Source organism: Burkholderia vietnamiensis LMG 10929 (assembly GCF_000959445.1).
Classification (GTDB): Bacteria; Pseudomonadota; Gammaproteobacteria; order Burkholderiales; family Burkholderiaceae; genus Burkholderia; species Burkholderia vietnamiensis.
Genome location: NZ_CP009632.1, coordinates 288,827 through 307,563, shown reverse-complemented (window position 1 = coordinate 307,563; position 18,737 = coordinate 288,827). Strand labels below are relative to the sequence as shown.

Annotated in this window: 18 protein-coding genes; 9 read left to right on the top strand and 9 right to left on the bottom strand. The window is 62.0% G+C overall.

Annotated elements, in window-relative coordinates; all coding sequences use genetic code 11:
• Positions 1 to 50 precede the first annotated feature (50 nt).
• The 8 genes from AK36_RS26255 to AK36_RS26220 all read right to left on the bottom strand — a co-directional run bounded on the left by AK36_RS26255 (position 51) and on the right by AK36_RS26220 (position 7,796).
• Positions 51 to 1,088 (bottom strand): porin, encoded by a 1,038-nt coding sequence (locus tag AK36_RS26255; protein ID WP_011879915.1) that lies wholly within the window; start codon positions 1,086 to 1,088, stop codon positions 51 to 53.
• A gap of 61 nt (positions 1,089 to 1,149) precedes the next feature.
• Positions 1,150 to 1,704 (bottom strand): amino acid synthesis family protein, encoded by a 555-nt coding sequence (locus tag AK36_RS26250; RefSeq protein ID WP_045579582.1) that lies wholly within the window; start codon positions 1,702 to 1,704, stop codon positions 1,150 to 1,152.
• On the bottom strand, positions 1,701 to 3,113 hold the full coding sequence (locus AK36_RS26245) for an amidase family protein (RefSeq protein ID WP_045579581.1): 1,413 nt from the start codon (positions 3,111 to 3,113) through the stop codon (positions 1,701 to 1,703). The genes AK36_RS26250 and AK36_RS26245 overlap by 4 nt, the downstream gene beginning before the upstream one ends.
• Positions 3,114 to 3,165: 52 nt before the next feature.
• Positions 3,166 to 4,344, bottom strand: a complete 1,179-nt coding sequence (locus AK36_RS26240) for an ABC transporter substrate-binding protein (RefSeq protein ID WP_045579935.1) — start codon at positions 4,342 to 4,344, stop codon at positions 3,166 to 3,168.
• A gap of 8 nt (positions 4,345 to 4,352) precedes the next feature.
• Positions 4,353 to 5,123 (bottom strand): ABC transporter ATP-binding protein, encoded by a 771-nt coding sequence (locus AK36_RS26235; RefSeq protein WP_011879911.1) that lies wholly within the window; start codon positions 5,121 to 5,123, stop codon positions 4,353 to 4,355.
• A complete protein-coding gene (locus AK36_RS26230) occupies positions 5,110 to 5,844 on the bottom strand; it encodes an ABC transporter ATP-binding protein (RefSeq protein ID WP_045579580.1) in 735 nt (244 codons plus the stop codon). The genes AK36_RS26235 and AK36_RS26230 overlap by 14 nt, the downstream gene beginning before the upstream one ends.
• Positions 5,844 to 6,917 (bottom strand): branched-chain amino acid ABC transporter permease, encoded by a 1,074-nt coding sequence (locus AK36_RS26225; RefSeq protein ID WP_045579579.1) that lies wholly within the window; start codon positions 6,915 to 6,917, stop codon positions 5,844 to 5,846. Before AK36_RS26225 ends, AK36_RS26230 begins: the two co-directional genes overlap by 1 nt.
• Before the next feature lie 3 nt (positions 6,918 to 6,920).
• A complete protein-coding gene (locus AK36_RS26220) occupies positions 6,921 to 7,796 on the bottom strand; it encodes a branched-chain amino acid ABC transporter permease (RefSeq protein WP_045579578.1) in 876 nt (291 codons plus the stop codon).
• Between the two features lie 362 nt (positions 7,797 to 8,158).
• On the opposite strand from AK36_RS26220, the gene AK36_RS31985 reads away from it, so the two are divergent.
• Positions 8,159 to 8,539 (top strand): helix-turn-helix domain-containing protein, encoded by a 381-nt coding sequence (locus AK36_RS31985; RefSeq protein ID WP_059862328.1) that lies wholly within the window; start codon positions 8,159 to 8,161, stop codon positions 8,537 to 8,539.
• A gap of 1,064 nt (positions 8,540 to 9,603) precedes the next feature.
• Positions 9,604 to 10,068 (top strand): amidase family protein, encoded by a 465-nt coding sequence (locus tag AK36_RS34445; RefSeq protein WP_045579577.1) that lies wholly within the window; start codon positions 9,604 to 9,606, stop codon positions 10,066 to 10,068.
• Between the two features lie 32 nt (positions 10,069 to 10,100).
• Here AK36_RS34445 and AK36_RS26210 read toward each other — a convergent pair whose 3' ends face one another.
• Entirely contained in the window at positions 10,101 to 10,940 is an 840-nt protein-coding gene (locus AK36_RS26210) for a FadR/GntR family transcriptional regulator (RefSeq protein ID WP_011879905.1), read from the bottom strand.
• Between the two features lie 232 nt (positions 10,941 to 11,172).
• On the opposite strand from AK36_RS26210, the gene AK36_RS26205 reads away from it, so the two are divergent.
• The 7 genes from AK36_RS26205 (at position 11,173) to AK36_RS26175 (ending at position 18,720) form a co-directional block, all read left to right on the top strand.
• On the top strand, positions 11,173 to 12,414 hold the full coding sequence (locus tag AK36_RS26205; RefSeq protein WP_045579934.1) for an acyl-CoA dehydrogenase family protein: 1,242 nt from the start codon (positions 11,173 to 11,175) through the stop codon (positions 12,412 to 12,414).
• A 49-nt stretch (positions 12,415 to 12,463) separates the two neighbouring features.
• Complete coding sequence (locus tag AK36_RS26200) at positions 12,464 to 12,742, top strand: acyl carrier protein (protein ID WP_011879903.1); 279 nt, start codon at positions 12,464 to 12,466, stop codon at positions 12,740 to 12,742.
• A gap of 121 nt (positions 12,743 to 12,863) precedes the next feature.
• Entirely contained in the window at positions 12,864 to 13,763 is a 900-nt protein-coding gene (locus AK36_RS31975; RefSeq protein ID WP_224020415.1) for a 3-oxoacyl-[acyl-carrier-protein] synthase III C-terminal domain-containing protein, read from the top strand.
• On the top strand, positions 13,760 to 14,707 hold the full coding sequence (locus AK36_RS26195) for a 3-oxoacyl-[acyl-carrier-protein] synthase III C-terminal domain-containing protein (RefSeq protein ID WP_011879901.1): 948 nt from the start codon (positions 13,760 to 13,762) through the stop codon (positions 14,705 to 14,707). The genes AK36_RS31975 and AK36_RS26195 overlap by 4 nt, the downstream gene beginning before the upstream one ends.
• Before the next feature lie 50 nt (positions 14,708 to 14,757).
• Positions 14,758 to 16,377: an acyl-CoA ligase (AMP-forming), exosortase A system-associated gene (locus AK36_RS31970; protein ID WP_011879900.1), complete on the top strand. Its 1,620-nt coding sequence runs from the start codon at positions 14,758 to 14,760 to the stop codon at positions 16,375 to 16,377.
• Positions 16,374 to 17,582: a pyridoxal-dependent decarboxylase, exosortase A system-associated gene (locus AK36_RS26180; RefSeq protein WP_011879899.1), complete on the top strand. Its 1,209-nt coding sequence runs from the start codon at positions 16,374 to 16,376 to the stop codon at positions 17,580 to 17,582. Before AK36_RS31970 ends, AK36_RS26180 begins: the two co-directional genes overlap by 4 nt.
• Positions 17,583 to 17,610: 28 nt before the next feature.
• Entirely contained in the window at positions 17,611 to 18,720 is a 1,110-nt protein-coding gene (locus AK36_RS26175; RefSeq protein WP_011879898.1) for an acyl-CoA dehydrogenase family protein, read from the top strand.
• Positions 18,721 to 18,737 lie beyond the last annotated feature (17 nt).

The following is an 18,737-nucleotide window of genomic DNA, read 5'->3' as shown; positions in this document are numbered from 1 at the left end:
AGGCCGGACACCCGATCCGGCCGTGTTCTAGCCTACCGAGGTCTGGCTGCTCAGAATCTGACCCGCATCCCGGCACCCACGCTATTGCCCGTCGACACACCTGTGATCGTGTCATAACGCCAAGCTGCATACACATCGGTTCGCTTCGACAACGGGTAGTCGTAACCCAATGCGACCGTCGACCAACGGATATGATCGCCCACCGACGGTCGCCGCCGCGTTCCCGCCCACGACATCAGTACGTTTCCTAACCCTATCCGAACGCTTGCTCCGAGTTGCACCGTGTCGTCCGTGACATGATTGTTGTTGTCCACGCGTTCGTATTGTGCGAACAGCTTCGCCCCACGCAACCGATACGCGCCACCTGCCATCCAGGCGGTCTGTACGGTTGCGCCGTTAAGAAACAGCGATGCCGTGTGCAGACTCTGCACCGCGGCCGTTGCGGAAAACGGGCCGGCGAAGTACAACACGTTCGCGCTATAGTTAGCTTGCCCGGCATGGCCGGCAACGCCTGCGTTGCTGTAAAGAACGCTTCCCGACAGACCGGCCACCTCGGGCGTCTGATAAAGGAGCGAATTGTCGATCGCCGTATCGCTCTGGAGTGACGCAGCCCCCATTGCCGAGCCAAGGAAACTGTGCACGACGATCGGCGAGAAGACGAACGAATTGCCGAACGGATTGAACAGCAGCGTCGACACGAACAGCGGCGCCGTATTGCGCCCCAGCGTCAACTCCCCGAAATGGCCGCTCAGGCCAACGAAGGCGTTTCGCCCGAAAAATGACTGTCCAGGAAACGAGCCGACCTGGCCGCCGTTGATGCGATAAAAACTCTCCAGCGTGAAGACAGCTTTCATACCCCCGCCCAGCTCCTCTGTACCGGACATCCCCCAGTACGAAGTCGTCATCCCGCCAGAACCGACTTGCCACGCATTGCCGGCAGCACCGGCGGGATGCACTTCGCCAACGAACGCGTCCGCTAGCCCATACAACGAGACCGATGACTGCGCATGCGCGATCCCGGTACAGGTGCACACGCCCAACACGACAGCCAACTTACCCACGCTTCCCCGAAATCTTCTTGTCTGCATGACGTCTCCTTCCTCTTTGTGATTGTTTGTTCGTGTCGTGCCGTCTTGGCATCGGCACGGTTCAGTCCGGTCGCACACGCGCGAGCGGTCTACCGCTATCGGCCAGCGCGACCGCCACCACGATCTCGTTCGGCGCCGGCGCATCGGCGAGCGTCAGCGAGACCGTGTCGAAGTGGTCGAAGCTCCACATGTCGGTGCTGCCGTGCAATGGAATGTCCATGCACGTCCCCGGCGCGCCGCGCTTGGTCACTGACGGGATCAGCGACGTGGCGCCGGGCAAGCTCTCGCGCATGGCCTTGCCCATGCGGGGATGCAAGATCGCCGCCGCGCATTCGAGCGGTACCTCGCTGCCCACGAGCGCGGCCTTGCCGTAGGCCTGAATTGCCGACGGCGGAAGATCCAGCGCCCATCGCGCACGGCCTGTGAGCAACGTGCCAAGCTCAGCGCCCAGTTCATAGAGCGGCTCAAGCGCCGCAAGCGACTCATCCGCTCGCCAGCCCTCTAGTCGCAGCACCGCCGCCACGATGACTTGTCGATGAGGCGGGTCAACCGGTACATCTAGTTCTGCCAGTCGCTCGACCAGTTGAACCAGGATCTTCGCGATAGGCGGACTCATCTGCACACCTCCGAGTCCTCAGTCCGATCCCGGAGCGCCTCAGGTGGAGCCGGAAACGGACCACGTGCGCACTCGTACGCCCGTGCCGCGCGCAGCACCAGCGCATCGCTGCCTGACGGGCCGATGATCTGTAGGCCCGTCGGCAACCCACCCGGCAATCCACAGGGCACACTCGCCGCCGGCAAGCCAGTCTGGTTGCACCACGACGTCAACGGCGGCGCCATGCGCGAGTGCTCGGGCCGCCCCTGCGCGAGCGGCGGCGCACAATGGAATGTCGGTGTGAGCAGTAGGTCGTAGTCTTCAAAGAACGCGGCCATCGCCACCGTAAGCGTGTGGCGCGCCTGAAGCGCGTCGACGAAGGTCGAAGTGGGGACGCTATCGCCCGCCTCGGCCAGCGCACACACATCCGGATCGAGCTGGCGCCGCGCGGAAGGAGAAAGCTGCCGTGCTCGTTGCGCAAAGAAGACGGCCCACTGGATGGCGTGCATGCCGCTCTCCAGATAGCCGTCGAGCGGCTTCACGGCGGTTTCCTCGACCTGTGCCCCAAGCGCCTCGAACAGGCTCACCGCCTGACGGACGCTCAAGGTGATGTCGGGCTCGACCTGTACCCCCGCAGGTGCCGGGCAATAGGCAATGCGCAACCCGGCGATGCCATCATCCAGACCGATACGCAGATCGGGACAAACAAAGGCCTGACTTCGCGCATCGCTCTGGCGAGCCATCACGGTAAGCATCAGCGCCGCGTCGCTAACGCAGCGAGCGATCGGACCAAGCGTCGACAGGTGGGTCCAACTCACCGCCGCGCCGGCAGGCACTCGGTTGAACGACGGTTTCATTCCGACCACCCCGCTCCAGCAAGCTGGAACGCGGATCGAACCGCCGCCGTCGGTGGCCAGTGACAACGGTCCCATGCCGAGCGCAACCGCTACGGCTGATCCACCGCTGCTCCCGCCGGACGTCAGACGCCGATCCCATGGGTTACGGGTAATGCCGGTGAGCAGGCTGTCCGTGACGATCTTGTTGCCAAACTCCGAGGTCGTAGTCTTGCCGAACAGCAGCGCGCCGGCCTGTCGCAGTCGCGCGACCGCGGGTGCGTCATCGGCCTCCGGCGCGCTAGGTGACGTAAGCGATCCGTATCGTGTCGGCAGCCCACGCACGGCGACGAGGTCTTTGACCGAGACCGGCACGCCATCCAGTAATCCACATGGCTCCCCGCGCATCCAGCGCCGCTCGGACTCGCGAGCGGCGGCCAGCGCGCTGTCCTCGTCGAGACTGCACACGCCGTTGACAAGGGGATTGAAGAGCGCGACCCGGTCCAACACAGCGCAAATAACCTCCACCGGCGAGAACGAGCGGCGTCGGTAGCCAGCCATGAGCTGCTCGGCATTCACTCCCAATACATCATTCATATGCACACCTTAATAATTTAAAGAAATTTGGACGTGTTTGAAGACCTCAGGCCTATCCCTCGCACTGCGGCGCAATCGGTCCGGCCGAGTCCAACACGGCGAAGCTGTTGTCCGACAGTGCGCGGCCGATACGGGTTTGACACAACACATGGTCGCCATCCGAGCTCACGCCCGCCTTGCCACGCGGTAGATTCAATGAAACACGCGGCAGCGCGGCTTTCACGCGGGCGACGTCGACGCTGCCGACCGCCCGGACAGCCGCTGCAAACAGGCGAAGCCCGGCATACGTGCACTCGCCGTGCGGGAGCACCACGGCCGTCTGCCCTAAGCGAGGGTCGTGCGAACCTGCTTCATGCGCCGTATAGCGGGCGAGAAAATCTCGGTTCTCCGGGTTGTCGACGCTCATGAAATACGAGGACACGCCGATGACCCCGGTCGACGCGCCGGTGGTCGCGATCGACAGCGACTCATGTGCGATGTCGGTCACGAGCTGCGGCTTCATGCCGAACGAGCGGTACTGCTTGACGAAGGTCACCGGATCGTCGCCGATGCTGTGCCAGACGATCTGAGGGTGCGCGCTGGCGATCTGCTGCAACACCGCCCCATAGTCGCGCGTGCCGAACGGCAGCCAATACACGTTGAGAAACTGTCCACCGTGGCGCTTCACCGCCGCCTGCAGTGCAGGCACCAGCACCTTGCGGTTGCTGCCGATGTCCGAGATCACCGCACACATGGTGCGCCCCCCCTTGCGCATCAGCCAATCGATCAGCGGGTCGACGCGCTGGTTGACAGTCAGACCCGTAGTGAACAGATTCGGATCGCAGCGCCCTTCGTCGAAGTTCGGGTAGATCACGAGCCGCCCAGCGGACTTGGCGGCCTGCAACGCGGCTTCGCGCTCGGACGGTAGCACCATGCCGGTCAGGACCGAGACTTCATCGCGCATCAGCAGTTGCCGGGCCTTCTGCAGCGTCACGGCGGTGGACATCTGGGTATCCTCGACGCTCAGTTGCAACGGGCGTCCCAGCAATCCGCCGGCGGCGTTGATTTCGTCGACGACCAACTGCGCGCAGTTGCGATTGGTCTCGCCCACGCGGGTGAGCGGACCACTCAGCGGTGCAAGCAAGCCAATCTTGAGCGGCGTGGTGGCCCGTACCAACGATGGCATAGCGGACGTGGTGAGTGCGCCGAGGGCACTGAATAAGGTGGTTCGGGTAAAGGCACGGCGGTTCATCATGTTCTTCATTGGGTGGAAGTCCGGTTGGAATGCGTTGAATGTGGTGACGAGACTGAAGACGTGGCAGACTCGGCGGCCGGCGACAGGTATTGCGCCAACGGATGAGCCCCCGCGGCACCGCTTCGCGGCTCGACGTGGCCGGTATGGGCAAGTCGCCCGTTCTTGAGCACGATGCAGCGCTGTGCGCTGCGCAGCACGAGATCGAGGTTCTGCTCGACCAGGAGCACGGCGAGCTGCGAGCGGCGGCACAGGGTGGGAATAACCTCGCCGATCAGTTCGACCATATTCGGCTGCACACCGTCGGACGGTTCGTCCAGCAACAGCAGCTTCGGCCGGCCGCACAGCGCACGGGCGATCGCCAACACCTGCTGTTCGCCACCCGAAAGCGTGCCGCCGTTCTGCGAGAGTCTGGACTTGAGAATAGGGAAATACTCGAACACCTCATCAAGGATCGCCCCCCCGCCCGCGGCCTGCGTGCCCATGATGAGGTTCTCGCGCACAGTCAGTTTCGGAAAAATCCAGCGCCCCTGCGGTACCAGTCCAATGCCGCGCCGGGCAATCGCATGGGTACGCAGGCCGGTGATGGACTGCCCCTGAAACACGACGTTGCCACTTACGCACGGCAGCAGTCCCATGATCGCCTTGACCAGCGTCGTCTTGCCCGCGCCATTGCAGCCAAGCACGCCGACCACTTCGTTGGGTCCAACCTCGAGGTCGATCCGGTGCAGCACCGCGGAGTCGCCGTAGCCCGCAGATAGCTTTTCAATGTGCAACATGCCCCGCCCCCTGACCGAGATAGATGCGTCGGATTTCGTCATCACGTGCGATGTCGGCATAGCTGCCCTGGCGGACGATCTGCCCGCGATGCATGACCCATGTCTCACACCGCAGCGCCTCGACAAAGCTCAAATCGTGCTCGATCGCGAGCACCGCGCAGCGCTCGCGCAAACGGTGGATCAGGCGTACGAGCCGCTGCGCATCTGGAGCTGACAGGCCGGCGGCGGGTTCGTCGAGCAGCAGCAGTGCTGGTTGGCACATCATCGCCATACCGATCTCCAACCACTGGCGTTCCCCATGCGGCAGGATCATCGCCCGCAAGTTGGCCTGCTCCGACAGCCCTATCTCGTCCAGAACAGCGTCTGGGTCCGGCATCGGCGTGTTCCGGTACGCCGCAACGCCGAGGCCCGCGACGACGAGGTTCTCGCGCACGCTCATCGAGAGAAACGTGTTGGTACCCTGAAACTTGCGCACCACGCCCCGTCGGCAAAACTGGTGCATCGGCCGGCCCGTCACGCGCTCGCCAGCGAGATACAACTCTCCGGCGCCGGGGGGGATTGCTCCGGACAACAGCCCGACCAGCGTGCTCTTGCCCGCACCATTCGGGCCAATTACGCACAGAAGATCGCGTGGGCCAATCGTCACGTTGACGTTCTCGACGGCGTGAATGCCACCGAATGCCCGCTGCAGCCCCTCGCCCTTCATCAACGGAGCGCTCATCACCGCCCTCCTTCGACGCGTTCGGTGCCGCGCACGGCGGTTCTCCAAAGGCGGATCCGGCCGATTCGACGCACCCCGGTGATCAAACCGCTCGGCTGGACCCCGTTCGGCAGGAACAGCACGCAACCGAGGAACAACCCCCCGAGCAGCAGCGGCCATCCGTCGGTACTGACGCTCGACACGGCCTGTTTGAGCAGCGTGAGCGCGACCGCCGCGAGCACCGGACCGCCGAGCGTGCCGCGGCCACCAATCGCGACCCAGAGAATGACTTCGGTGGCCAGCACCGGTGAGAACACGTCCGGCGCCACGACACCCGAGCAGGCGGCCATCAGCACACCAGCGACCGCGGCAAGCCCCGCGGACGCGGTAAACACGAGCAGCAGATGCGCCGACGTGTGATAACCGCACGCTTTCGCGCGCCATTCGTTGGTCGCAATCGCCGACAGAACCTTGCCGTATCGGCTGCGGCACACGAGCCAGGTCGTCAGGAGCAACATGGCAAGCACGGCCGCTACCATGTACCAGGCCCCACTCGCTCCGCTCAAATCGACCGTGTGCCCGATCAGTGAAAAGGACAGTCCCGGTATGCCCAGAAGGCCCGTGTCGCCACCCGTGACCGATTGCCAACTCGTCGCCAGTTGCTGAACGACGATCAGCACGGCCATGCTGATAATGGCGAAGAAGTGCAGCCGGACCCCTGCGAACAGCAAGAAGTAACCCAGTACGACCGCCACCGCCATCGCACCGAACAGTCCAACGATGAATCCGATGACAGGCGTCTGCCCGAACTGCACGGTGGCGACCGCAAAGCCGTACGCGCCCAGTCCGAAAAACGTGGTGTGCCCAAGCGTGAGCACACCCGCTCTGCCCCACAGCAGGTCATAACTCAGTGCGAGCAATCCCATGATCAGCGCGTCGCGCACGGTCGAGAGCAGGTATGGTCCCAGGCAAAACGGCAGGATCAACGCAGCAGCAACGATAGCGACGCCGACTGCCATCGGGGAAATGTCTTCGATGTTCATTGCCGGCTGCCACAACCAGCGGCGCACGTGTGCAATAGGTGGTTGGAGCATGACTTAACCTTTACCGTGAAGCTGATGCGCGGCGCTAAAGCCGGGCAACAGACCTTGTGGGCGGAAACGAATCAGAACGATGGAAAGGACCAGCACAATCGCCGAGGCGAGCGACGGATCCACCCGATAGCTGAGCAGCGTCTCGGCAGTGCCGACAAAGGCGCTACCGAACAGGCTCCCGGCGATCGAGCCAATCCCGCCCAGCACGATCACAAAAAACGCCTTGGCGAGATAGGCGACACCGAGATGGGACTCCACCGAGACCATCGGTGCCACGAGCACACCGGCGAGCGATGCGAGCGCAGCGCCGCCGCAGAAAGCGAGCCGGTTCAGGCGCCGCGTATCGATACCCACCGCCTCGGCCATCGCCGGATGCTGGATCACCGCGCGCAGCTGTGTGCCAAAGCGCGTGCGAGCAAACACCAGCCAGCATCCTCCCGTCACTGCGAGCGCTACGCCGATCACCACGAGCCGGTACGCTGGATAACTACCGCCCGGCACGGGAATCGCGCCGTCTACAGGCGCATACACCAGCATCGGATGTGTGCCGAAAACGAGTTCGAGGGCTTTCTGGACGATCAGGCTGACCGCGTAGGTCGCGAGCAGCGTATCAAGCGGCCGTTCATACAGGAGCCGGATCACAAGTCGCTCTAGGCACCAACCGAGCACCGCTCCCACTGCAGGCGCCGCGAACAATGCGAACCAGAACGCATGCGCCCCGCCCAATGATTGCGCTACGGCCAGCGTGTAGGCGCCGATCGTGACCCACTCGGCATGCGCGAGGTTCACGATGTCCATCAGCCCGAAGATGATCGCGAGGCCTAACGCGACTAGCGTCAGAATGCTGACGTAACTCACGATATTGAGGAATACCATCATTATTCGCAGTCCTGCCTTATTGAGAAGTTGAAAATACCCGCCTATTTTTCCGGCGAAGCTAGCCTTTCTTCGTCGATTTCAAACCCATCGCGTCGCGCCCAATGCCTACTGCTTCGTGCCTTTAAAGGCACGCCCTAAGACAACGATTGAAGTCTTCTCCGTCGCCTGAGCGCTCAAGCGACGCGCGCAGTGATAAGGGTCAGCGCGCGTGCGCTAACCTCTGTCGGGGTGCCGCCTACGGATCTGGCCCGAATGAGCATCCGTGATAATATGACGTATTACACATATTATAAGGTATAAAGTCCTTCTGCAAGTATTCGTGAAAAAGCACACTCGCGTCTCTACTTCGTGTGGGGATGTCGGTGGCAGCTGACGATTTTGAAGACGGGGAACTCGCCAGGACCGTCGGAAAAGCAATTGCAAACAGACGCAAGCGCATGGAGCTCACGCAAGAGCAGCTGTCTGAAGCAGCCGGAATTGCTCAGGCGTCGCTGTCCCATATCGAACGCGGACAGGTTCTACCGAGCCTTGATCGGCTCGCTCAACTCGCGGCGCTACTACACTGCCGACTCGCTGATCTGCTCGCCGAAGCAGGCACTACGCCTGGGGACCGGGCGACGCGCATTCACGAAAAACTGTCTGCACTCGCGCCGGCCCAGCAGGAAGCGCTTGAGCGCCTGCTGGACGAAGCGATCAAGTTGGCGACCAATTCACGCACTGAACCCCGCCGCAAAGCAAGATAATGTAAGCACGCGTCGGTTCGACGCCTTCCATCTTCCTCGGATAACGCTCGCGTGCGCGGCATAAAACAGTCGTGTGGCGCTGACCTTCACACGCCGCCTCTCCCGAGAAAAGAGATCGACTCCGCGGCATGCTTGGCAACGCCGCCACGCTTACGCACAAACCCGCTCCCGTCGGACTTGCCACTGACAACACGGTCGCCACGGATATGATCTACGCGCACAGAGCTCCCCACGCTTTCGTGGGACCGATGCGTCGCCCATCACGCTGCAAGCACCGTGACAGCGTGAAATGCACAACGCACGGCGAATACTGCGCTTCGGCCCGGGATCAGCCTCGGCGCGCCCAGCACCTATTTATCATCATTAAATGTACGCTGACCGAGGTACGGCGTCAATGTGTCGCTATCGAGTGTTAACCCGCAATCTTCTTTTTACGCCAGTGCCACGCTAAGCTTGACAGGCACATCGATCGCGTCTACCGCTAATTAATAATGATTAATGGGGAGGCACCATGAGCAGCGATCTTTTGATCTGACGGCGCGCGAACTGAACGCAATCTATGCGACTGGGCATGCGTCGCCAGTAGACTTGATGCATGCGAGCCTCGCGCGTCCAGTCGCTCGGTCCGTCGGTGAATGCGTTCTGCCGGATCGCCGATGACGCACTCGACTTCGCGGGCGCGTCCGAATTACGATGGCGGCGCGATGCGCCGCTTGTCACGTCGGTCCGATGACGCGTCGCGTGGAAGATGCCGCGCAGACGCTGACAATCATCAGCCAGCCAGACAGCCGCGACTGGTACACGTTGCGATTCGATGGCGCCGACTACGTGCGCGGACTGCCGTGCCCACCCGTACCGGGTGGCGTCCGTTTTGCCAGCAGTCCTACGCTCGGATTGTCGGTCACCGTCGACGCAGCGATCCACGATCGCCGACACCCGGGCTGCCGCGATGTTTCGCGAATGGGGGGGCGCTCGTTCAGGTCACCGATCCCCCGGGCGTCGCGCAATGCAATGCGGTCTACACAATCCTCTGGCATGCCTGCTGCCATCAACTTTCGGACGGCATGACCGACCGTTGGGCCGAGCTCGATCCGTCGCTGCAGGCATATGCACAAGCCGGTAACGGCATCTCGCGGGAAGCATTGCTCGGCGCACTAATCGAACGAGGCGAGCTGGGGGCTGCCGTGAACGCGTTCTTCGAACAACACGACCTCCTCATCTGTCCCGTGTATCCGCACGTGGCACCGTCACTTGCCGAGGTGAATTCGAGCAACGCGCTGTTTCCGCATTTCACCGCATGGTGCCATCAGTTGAGCCTGCCGGCGGCGAGCCTCTATGCCGGGCTGACTGCCTCACGCCTGCCCATCGGGATTCAAATTGCAGGCGGCCGTCATGCCGATGCACTGGTACTGTGGGCGAGCCATATGCTTGAACGCGCGTTTGGGTCCGCCCCGTTTGCCGAACTCGCACGTGTGCTCTCTATGCCCACCACGGCCGCCGACATGACATCTGCCCGATGTGCGTCCTGATCGTGCCCACGCGCAAGCGAGCCGCCATCGAGTCATTCTGAGCGTACGCGGTACGCGCGCAGGTCCAGTTCAGAATCGAGCACCAGCTTCTGCTGCAGCGCTGCGTGAACCTTACGCAGTTGCGCCTCGGCTTCGTCCATGTGCGCCGTCATCAGTTGCGCGACCGCCTCGGCATCCCGGCGCCTCGCGGCGTCCACTATCGCGCGGTGCGCGTCAACCGTGTGCTGCCCGAATGCCTGATAGTCCTTCTGCGTCACGTTCCCCGCCACGATCACCAACGTGTGCAACATCTGATTGATAATCTGGCACAGGCTGCGCAGGAACGCATTCGGGTGCGCGGCAGCGAGCACGTCATGGAAATGAATGTCTTCGTGGCGCTGATCGAGCACCTCGTCGTGACACGCTTCGAACGGCTCGCAAACCGATACGCTGCGCTCGAGCGCCTCGAAGTCCGCGTCGCTGAGATAGGGAACCGCACCGGCCGCTACCATGGGTTCCAGCGTCCGGCGCACCGCATAGATATCCTCGAGCGTGATGCTTTCGAAGAACAGATAGTTCTGCAGTGACTGGAACGCGCGGGCAAGCGGCACACGTGTGATCGTCGCTCCGCCGTCCGGACCGGTGCTCAAGCTTACGAGCCCTTGCACTTCCAAGGCCTTGAGCGCCTCGCGAATTGAGCCTCGGCTGACATTGAACTGCTGCTGAAGCTCCGCTTCCTTGTCAAGTCGTTTCCCCGGTCGTGCCTGCCCATCATTGATCCGGCGCTTGATCTGCTCGGCCACCTGGTCGCCGCGCTTGATTGCGCGCGAACCTCGGTTATCCCGCAGCATCCGCGGCAACTTCTTTTCGGTTGTCGGTTTTCGCCCTGCCATATCGGTCACGTCCGTCGTTGGCCATTCACTGCTGTATCCCGGCGCCATTATCAGGCATCCGCAACCGACACGGTCAGATTTCCGACTCGATGCAGGCGTCCCTCCCAACGTTAGGAGTAGCCGGGATCGCGACCAGGACCTACGCTGCAATCCGAACGCCATGCGCCACGTAACCGTCACTTGCTTGCATGTCGGTCACTCGATGTCGATTGCCATCAGGAGGGAATCCCTCATGTCACAGTGGGTGAAGTCGTCTCAGGCGCAATCCACGCTTGCGACCATCCGGGCCAACCTCTTGGCCGACGGGCTGGAACTGGATCAGCTTGCTGCACGCATGCGGTTGCACGGCCCCGAAGCCGACCGGACACGGCAGATTCCAGAGGCAGTTTGTGCCCCCTCTGACGTAACTGCGCTGAACTTGAATCTCGTTCCGGCCGCATACGGCGGTAGCACGGACGTGCAATCACTGATGTCGCGCACCACACTGATGGAATATCTCGGGTACGCCGACGCGGCGCTCGCGCTCGCGCTGCCCGGCCCTGGCCTTGCCATGCCACCCGTCCTCGCACTCGCCAGCGGCGAGCAACAGACCCGCTTTTTCCAACGATTTCGCAGTGACACACCACGCTGGGGCGCGTTTGCAATTACCGAACCCGACTGCGGCTCGGATGCGACCGCGATGCGGACCACCGCTCGCAAGACAGCACGCGGCTGGGTGCTGAACGGTACCAAGTGCTTCATCACCAACGGCGCACGCGCGGATGACGTGATCACGTTCGCCACCATCAATCGGCACGCTGGTCGTTTCGGCGTTCGAGCGTTCCACGTCGATCGCAATATCCCGGGGTTCTCTGTCGTTCGCATCGAAAACATGGTCGGCCTGCGCGCCAGTCAGCTTGCGGTTCTCTCTTACACCGATTGCGAAGTACCTGACGACGCGCTTCTCAGACGCGGTGACGAAAAATCCCTCAACGACGCGTTTTCGGGCGCACAACACGCATGGAACTACTTCCGCCCCCTGCTTTCCGCAGTCATGGTCGGCGCATGTCGACGAGTACGCGACGATCTCGCGACCTACTTCGAAGCAGGCAGACATCCGGTGAATCAACGCCAGTGCACTGCCGATGTGAACGCAGCTCTGCTCGATATCGATCGGCAAATCACTACGGCCCAGCTGCTCTGCAGACACGCGGCGTGGAAAACCGATCAAGGCATTGCGACGCCGATGGATTCGTCAATGGCCAAGGCATATGCATCACAAATAGCCGCCCGCGTCACCCGAACTGCAATCGATTTCGCCGGCCTTGATGGCGTCACTGCCTTTCCATCGCTTGAGCAAAGCTATCGCGATGCAAAGGCCTTCGACATCATGGAAGGCACCGGGGACCTGCAGCGGCTCATGATTGCTCGCTTCGCACTCCGCTCGGTATCACTCCCCTGGGAGGCCACCTCTTCCGGGTCGCACCGCTCCTGAGAAGCCCACCCATCCTGAATCCATTCGACATTCGCACTGGAGATCGTTCATGGCAACCCATCCCGTTTCCCCCAACTCCGCCAGCGTGTCCGAGACAGTAAAAACCTGTTTGCTATCGGTACTCGGCAGCACCCTGAGCGCCGATCTCATCGTAGACGACACCAACCTCTTCGACATCGGTGTGGATTCGATGAATATGACGGACTTGCTGCTGCAACTCGAACAGCGCTTCGGCTTCACCCTGGCCCCCGAGGATCTATCCGCCAATCTGTTCCTGCGTTTCGGCAATCTCGTCTCGTTCGTCGAATCCCATGCGTCCTTCGGCTAACTTCACGGTCGTCGAGCCGCACATTGTCGCCACGGCAAGATATATCCCACAGCGCGATGTCCCGGCCGATGCACATCTCGAACCATTCATGGATTCGGGTGGGTCCGCACGAGAGGCTGTAATGCAAGCCGTGTATGCCGACACGCTGCGGTGGCGCGACAGCGGAGCCCCATTCGGCGTGGCCGGTATTCCATTGCCGCACACATCACGAGCGACGAATCACCGGGTCGCTGTGGAGTCTGACCTGACATTATCCGACATGGCACTTGCCACGGCGCGAATGCTACTCGATTCATCGCATCAGAACGCTGCGTACCCGCTCGATCAGTTCATCGTATGCACAACGAGCTTCGAGCATGATCTAGCATTATCGTGTGCCTGCCGTCTCCACAGCGAACTCGGATCAAGCCGAGCCCCGCTCGCGGTCGGTCAGCTTCAGGGCGTATCGTTCCTGATGGCATTGGACATTGCCGTGGCAATGATGGCAACTGATATCCGACTGAATACCGTCGTGATTGTCGCTGCTGAACGCTGGCGTCAGCCGTTCTCACGTCGGATCGGTGCATTGGTCGACATGGGTGACGGGGCAGCTGCCGTACTGATCGCGCGACACCCCGGCCCGGGATGGCGCGTGAGGGGGCTCACCGTCCGGACGCCCGGAATCCCACCTCTCGCAAGTGAACGCGAACCCGTCTACATATCGACGCTCACGGAGGTCATCGGCGAGACGTGCGCAAGCGCAGGTGTGCAACCTGCCAATGTCGACTGGATCCTTCCGGCGCCAATCGACGCTCATGTGGCTCGCGCAATCCACAGGCGATGTGGATTGCGGCACGAACGTGCCTGCCACCTACGCATGGACGCGCCCGGCCAATTTTGCGCCGCCGACACGCCGGCACGGCTCGACGCGCTGCTGCGGTCGATCCACCCTAACGAGGGACAACATGCCCTTGCTTGGTCCGCCGGCTTCCAAGGGCAGGCCGGTTGCGCTCTCCTTGAATTTCGTGGAGGTCGATCATGATTGCGTCGCAACAGGCTAGCTCGCTTGCACTCGCTGGCATCGCATTCAGTCTGCCAGATCGAACTGTGGACGCACATCGCTGGGCGCAGCGCTGTGGTCAGCCGTCGACTCGCGCGCGCGCACTGATCGAAAACGGCGTAACGCAGTTCCACGACGCGGCTGGTGAATCACCCGTGGCGCTCGCCGTTGACGCTATCTTGTCCCTGCTACGCGACACCGGAACAGCGCCTGAAACGATCGATGCATTGGTGTACACGCACACAATTCAGACCAGCGTGATCGCACCGCCCGCGAGTACTGCGCAACAGATCCAGTCCCAACTGAATCTGAACCGCGCGCTCGCATTTTCAGTCACGCAGCAGCACTGCGTCTCGCCCATAGCCGCGATCCGCGTGTTGCAGGCGCTCGCTTTGCGACGGCCCGCATTCCGGCGTGCAATTGTGGTCTGCGCCGATGTGATCGGCTCCCACTGCGACCGACTGCGAGCCATCCAGGATCTTGCGCTCCATAGCGACGGTGCCTGTGCGCTATTGCTCGAACGAGACGGTCATCGAAACGCCATTGCGGGCCTGCACATGTATACAGACGGACGATCTTACCGTGGCACCGACGAGGATCTGCAGCCGGTTCCAGACGATCGGTACTACTGGTCTGCATTCACGACCATGCGGGCCGCCATTCAACAAGCAGGCATCACGACACGCGAGATTACACACGTACTGCCTCATCACGCCAATCTGCCGGGCTGGTTCAGACTGATGACAATGCTTGCCATTCCTCACGAGCGACTTTTCACGGCGAACTTCGCACCAATCGGTCACGTCTTTGGCGCGGATCCCTTCATTAACTTCCAGACATGTTCGACCCGGGAACCGGGCGGCTGGTCGCTGCTGTTCTCCTGCGGCCTCGCTGGCTGCTTCGGTGCCATGGTGGTCCGTCACTGATCGCCTGAACGACCTCCTTTCAACGCTCGACATTCGATCCGGATACTGCCATGAGAAACGTCCTCGACCTCGTACAAGCTGCAGCAAACCGCACGCCCGACGCGGAAGCGCTCATCTGCGGCGCCGCCCGCGTAACCTATCAGAACTTGGTTCACCGCGCGCGCGGCATGGGCAATGCACTCGACGCACTTGGATTCACGGCCGGCGCGCGCATTGCGATCTATTTGGACAAACGTGTCGAAACCGTCGTGTCGATACTGGGTGCCGCTGCCGCGCAATACGTGTTCGTTCCCATCAATCCGCTCCTCAAACCCAAGCAGGTCGCTCACATCCTGCTCGACTGCGGGGCCGACTGCCTGATTACCAGCGCGCTGCGCGCGCGGGTCCTTGACGAACACGGCCTTACCAGTGTTTCCAACACCATCATCGTGGACGATGCCGGCTCCGCAAGCCGCCAACTCCGAACAACAGCGCGCGTCCAAAGCTGGCCCGAGTCCGCAAACGGAAATCGCTCGGAACGCGATAGTGAGAATCCACCACAATCGCCGGGGTCGGCCAATGTCGACACCGATCTGGCCGCCATCCTCTATACATCAGGCTCGACCGGATTGCCGAAAGGCGTGATGCTGAGCCACCGCAACCTGCTCGAAGGTGCCTGGAGCGTTGCTCACTATCTGAACTACGTCTCATCCGATCGAATCCTCGCTGCCCTGCCGCTCAGCTTCGATGCCGGCCTGAGTCAGCTTACATCGGCCTGGGCGGCGGGAGCCACCGCCATGCTCATCAACTATCTGGTACCGCGAGACATCATTGATGCCTGCGCGAGCGAACGCATTACGGCGATCACGGGCGTCCCCCCCTTGTGGATGCAACTGGCCCGTGCGAATTGGCCCGAAACGGCACGCTCGACGCTGCGCTACTTCGCCAACACCGGCGGCAAGCTGCCGGCGCCGGTCTTGCAGCAACTCCGGGCATTATTTCCGCAGGCCAAACCCTATCTCATGTATGGCCTGACCGAGGCATTTCGCTCCACGTTTCTCGACCCTTCAGAGGTCGATCGTCGCCCCGACTCCATCGGGAAAGCCGTACCTAACGCCCGAATTCTGGTCGTTCGCGATGATGGCTCGCCGTGTGGAGCTGACGAAACCGGTGAACTGGTCCATGTTGGAGCTTGCGTCACGCTCGGTTATTGGAATGACGCGACGCGCACGGCCCAGCGCTATCGACCTTCGCCCGAGCCGAAGCCCGGCGGCGCGCCGCGAGAGCGCGCTGTGTGGTCAGGCGATCTGGTACGGCGCGATCCAGAAGGATTCCTGTACTTCGTCGCACGCAACGACGCGCAGATCAAGAGCTCCGGTTATCGCATCAGCCCTGAAGAGGTCGAAGAAGTCGTTCATTGCAGTGGCCTTGTCACAGAAGCGGTTGCCTTCGGCGTGGCTGACGATGAACTCGGCGAAGCGATCGCCCTGGTGGTCGTGCCGATCGCCAATGGCTTCGATGCTCAAGTGCTTCAAGGCTGGTGCGTCGAGCATTTGCCGCGCTACATGGTGCCGCATCGCATCGTGGTCCGTGAGACCGTTCCGCGCAACCCCAACGGGAAATTCGATCGAGCCGGATTGCGCGCTGCCTTCGCCGCTCCTGACGCCGGCCACGAAGTGAGACCATCATGAACGCGCAGTTTAGCGAGCGTGAAGGCATCCTCACCGTCGGGGGCGTCGCGATCAATCGCCTGGCCGATCGCGCCGGGCGCACACCCTTCTTCGTCTACGATCGGGCAACGCTCGATGCGCGTGTATGCATGTTGCGCGAGACGCTGCCAACCGGTATCGACCTGCATTACTCGGTCAAGGCCAACCCATTGCCTGCGGTCGTCCATCACCTCGCGCCTCAGATGGACGGGTTCGACGTCGCATCGGCCAACGAGATGGCAGTTGCGCTGAATGCGGGCATGCCCGCAGAACTGATTGGCTTTGCCGGCCCAGGCAAGAGCCGCGACGACTTGCGTCGCGCCGTCGCAAGCGGTGTCAACATTCACCTCGAATCGGTCACCCAGCTGCGCCTCGTCACAGCACTCGGCTGGGAGCTCGGTGTGCAGCCGAAGGTCGCCATTCGAGTCAACCCGGACTTTCACGTCGATCACAGCGGCATGCGCATGGGTGGCGGAGCCAGCCCTTTTGGGCTCGATGCGGAGCAGGTGCCTGAGCTACTGCGCGAGCTCGATGCTAGAGACGTGACGTTGGCCGGTTTCCACATTTTTTGGGGATCCCAGTGTCTGCACGCCCCGACCGTCATCCACGCGCAACGGAAAAGCGCGGATCTCGTCGTGCGATTGGCCGGCGGCCTGCCAGTCGCGCCGCAATACGTGAACTTCGGAGGCGGTTTCGGTATCCCCTATTTCGCGGGGGAAACACCGCTGGACCTCGCTGCGGTCGCCGACGCCATGCACGATTGGCTCGGCGTATTGCGCGGTCGTTTACCGGGCACACGCACGGTCCTGGAATTTGGACGATATTTGGTCGGGGAAGCCGGCATCTATGTGTGCCGCATTATCGATCGCAAGATATCCCGAGACAGAACGTTCCTGATCACGGATGGCGGCCTGCACCACCATCTGGCGGCATCGGGGAACTTCGGGCAGATTCTGCGCCGCAATTTTCCAGTCACGATCGGGAATCGCCAGACTCAAGCCCCCACGGAGCGTTGCCACATCGTCGGATGTCTGTGCACGCCGCTCGACCGGATCGCCGACGACGTGCTGCTTCCCGAAGCTCAGATCGGAGACTTTGTGGTTGTCTTCCAATCGGGTGCGTATGGACGCTCGGCCAGCCCCAGGAACTTTCTTGGCCACCCTGATGCGATCGAGATGCTCGTCTGATCAAGCTCTTTCTTTGTGGAGGATGGTGATGTTCTCCCCTGATTCCTTCCCGCCGGGACTGGCGCTAGCGCCGTGGATACTGACCGACGATCAACGCAACCTCTATATCGCGAGCCAACGCTTCGCGCGCGACCGACTGGAGCCCTTGCTTGCGGGTTCACCCAGTGCAGCAGCATGGCGAGAAACCGTCAGACTCGCAGCCGCAACACTTGATCTTGGAACAATGGTTTTACCCGAAGAACACGGCGGATTGGGAATCGATCGTCACGGTCTGGCGGTGGTTATCGAAGCGCTCGCCGCCGGGCCGCTTGAGCGTGCGGTGGAGCTAACGCTGACAGCGCCCGCGCTCATGGTGCTCCGGACGCACAACGCGCTCGGTTCGGTTCTGGCTCGGCCTGTTCAAGCGTACTTCGACGGCACAACAGCGATCGCGCTGTCCGTGCCCGGTATCGACAGCGGGGCAATATGGCAACTTGGTCCACTGGGCAGCGAGGTGAGCCTTGCCATGCGCATAGATGACCAGCAGCGCCTCGTCCTCACCGAGCGCCCACGCGATCGGCGATCTTCAAGATCGACAGGCATCGCCACGCTCGGCGCGCTCGTGTTGGAGCAATTGCATTCAGATGAGGTCGCGGCCGAAACGCCGCTCGCCGTGATTGCACGGGCCGACAGCGATAGCGTTCCTCCCGCGCAGACGTACATGACGGAAATCGGCCTCTATCTCGCTGCGCTCTTGATGGGTGCCATGCAACATAGTATCCGGTTCGCGTTCGATTACGCGACGACTCGGCAAGCGTTCCGAAAGCCGTTGGCAAGCCATCAACTCGTCGCGACGCGATTGTCCGACATGATGATCGCCACCATTGGTACCCATCTCTTTCTGCAGGCAGTAGGTACGGCTTGCCCGTCGGCACCGGTCTCGCTGGTCCGTCAGCTGCTGCGACACGTCGCGGCCGAGTCGGTCAACGTCAGTCGCGAATTCGTGCAGCTTTGCGGCGGCCATGGTTATGTTGAAGGTCTCCCGCCCGCAGCCCGCTTCCAGACGGGCCACTGGGTTGCCTTCCTACTGCAGCACATCGACACAGCGCTCGGCTGGCTCGCGCCGCCACGGGTGGCAAAAGAGGAGGTCGACAGATGAATGGCTGCGCCCCTACG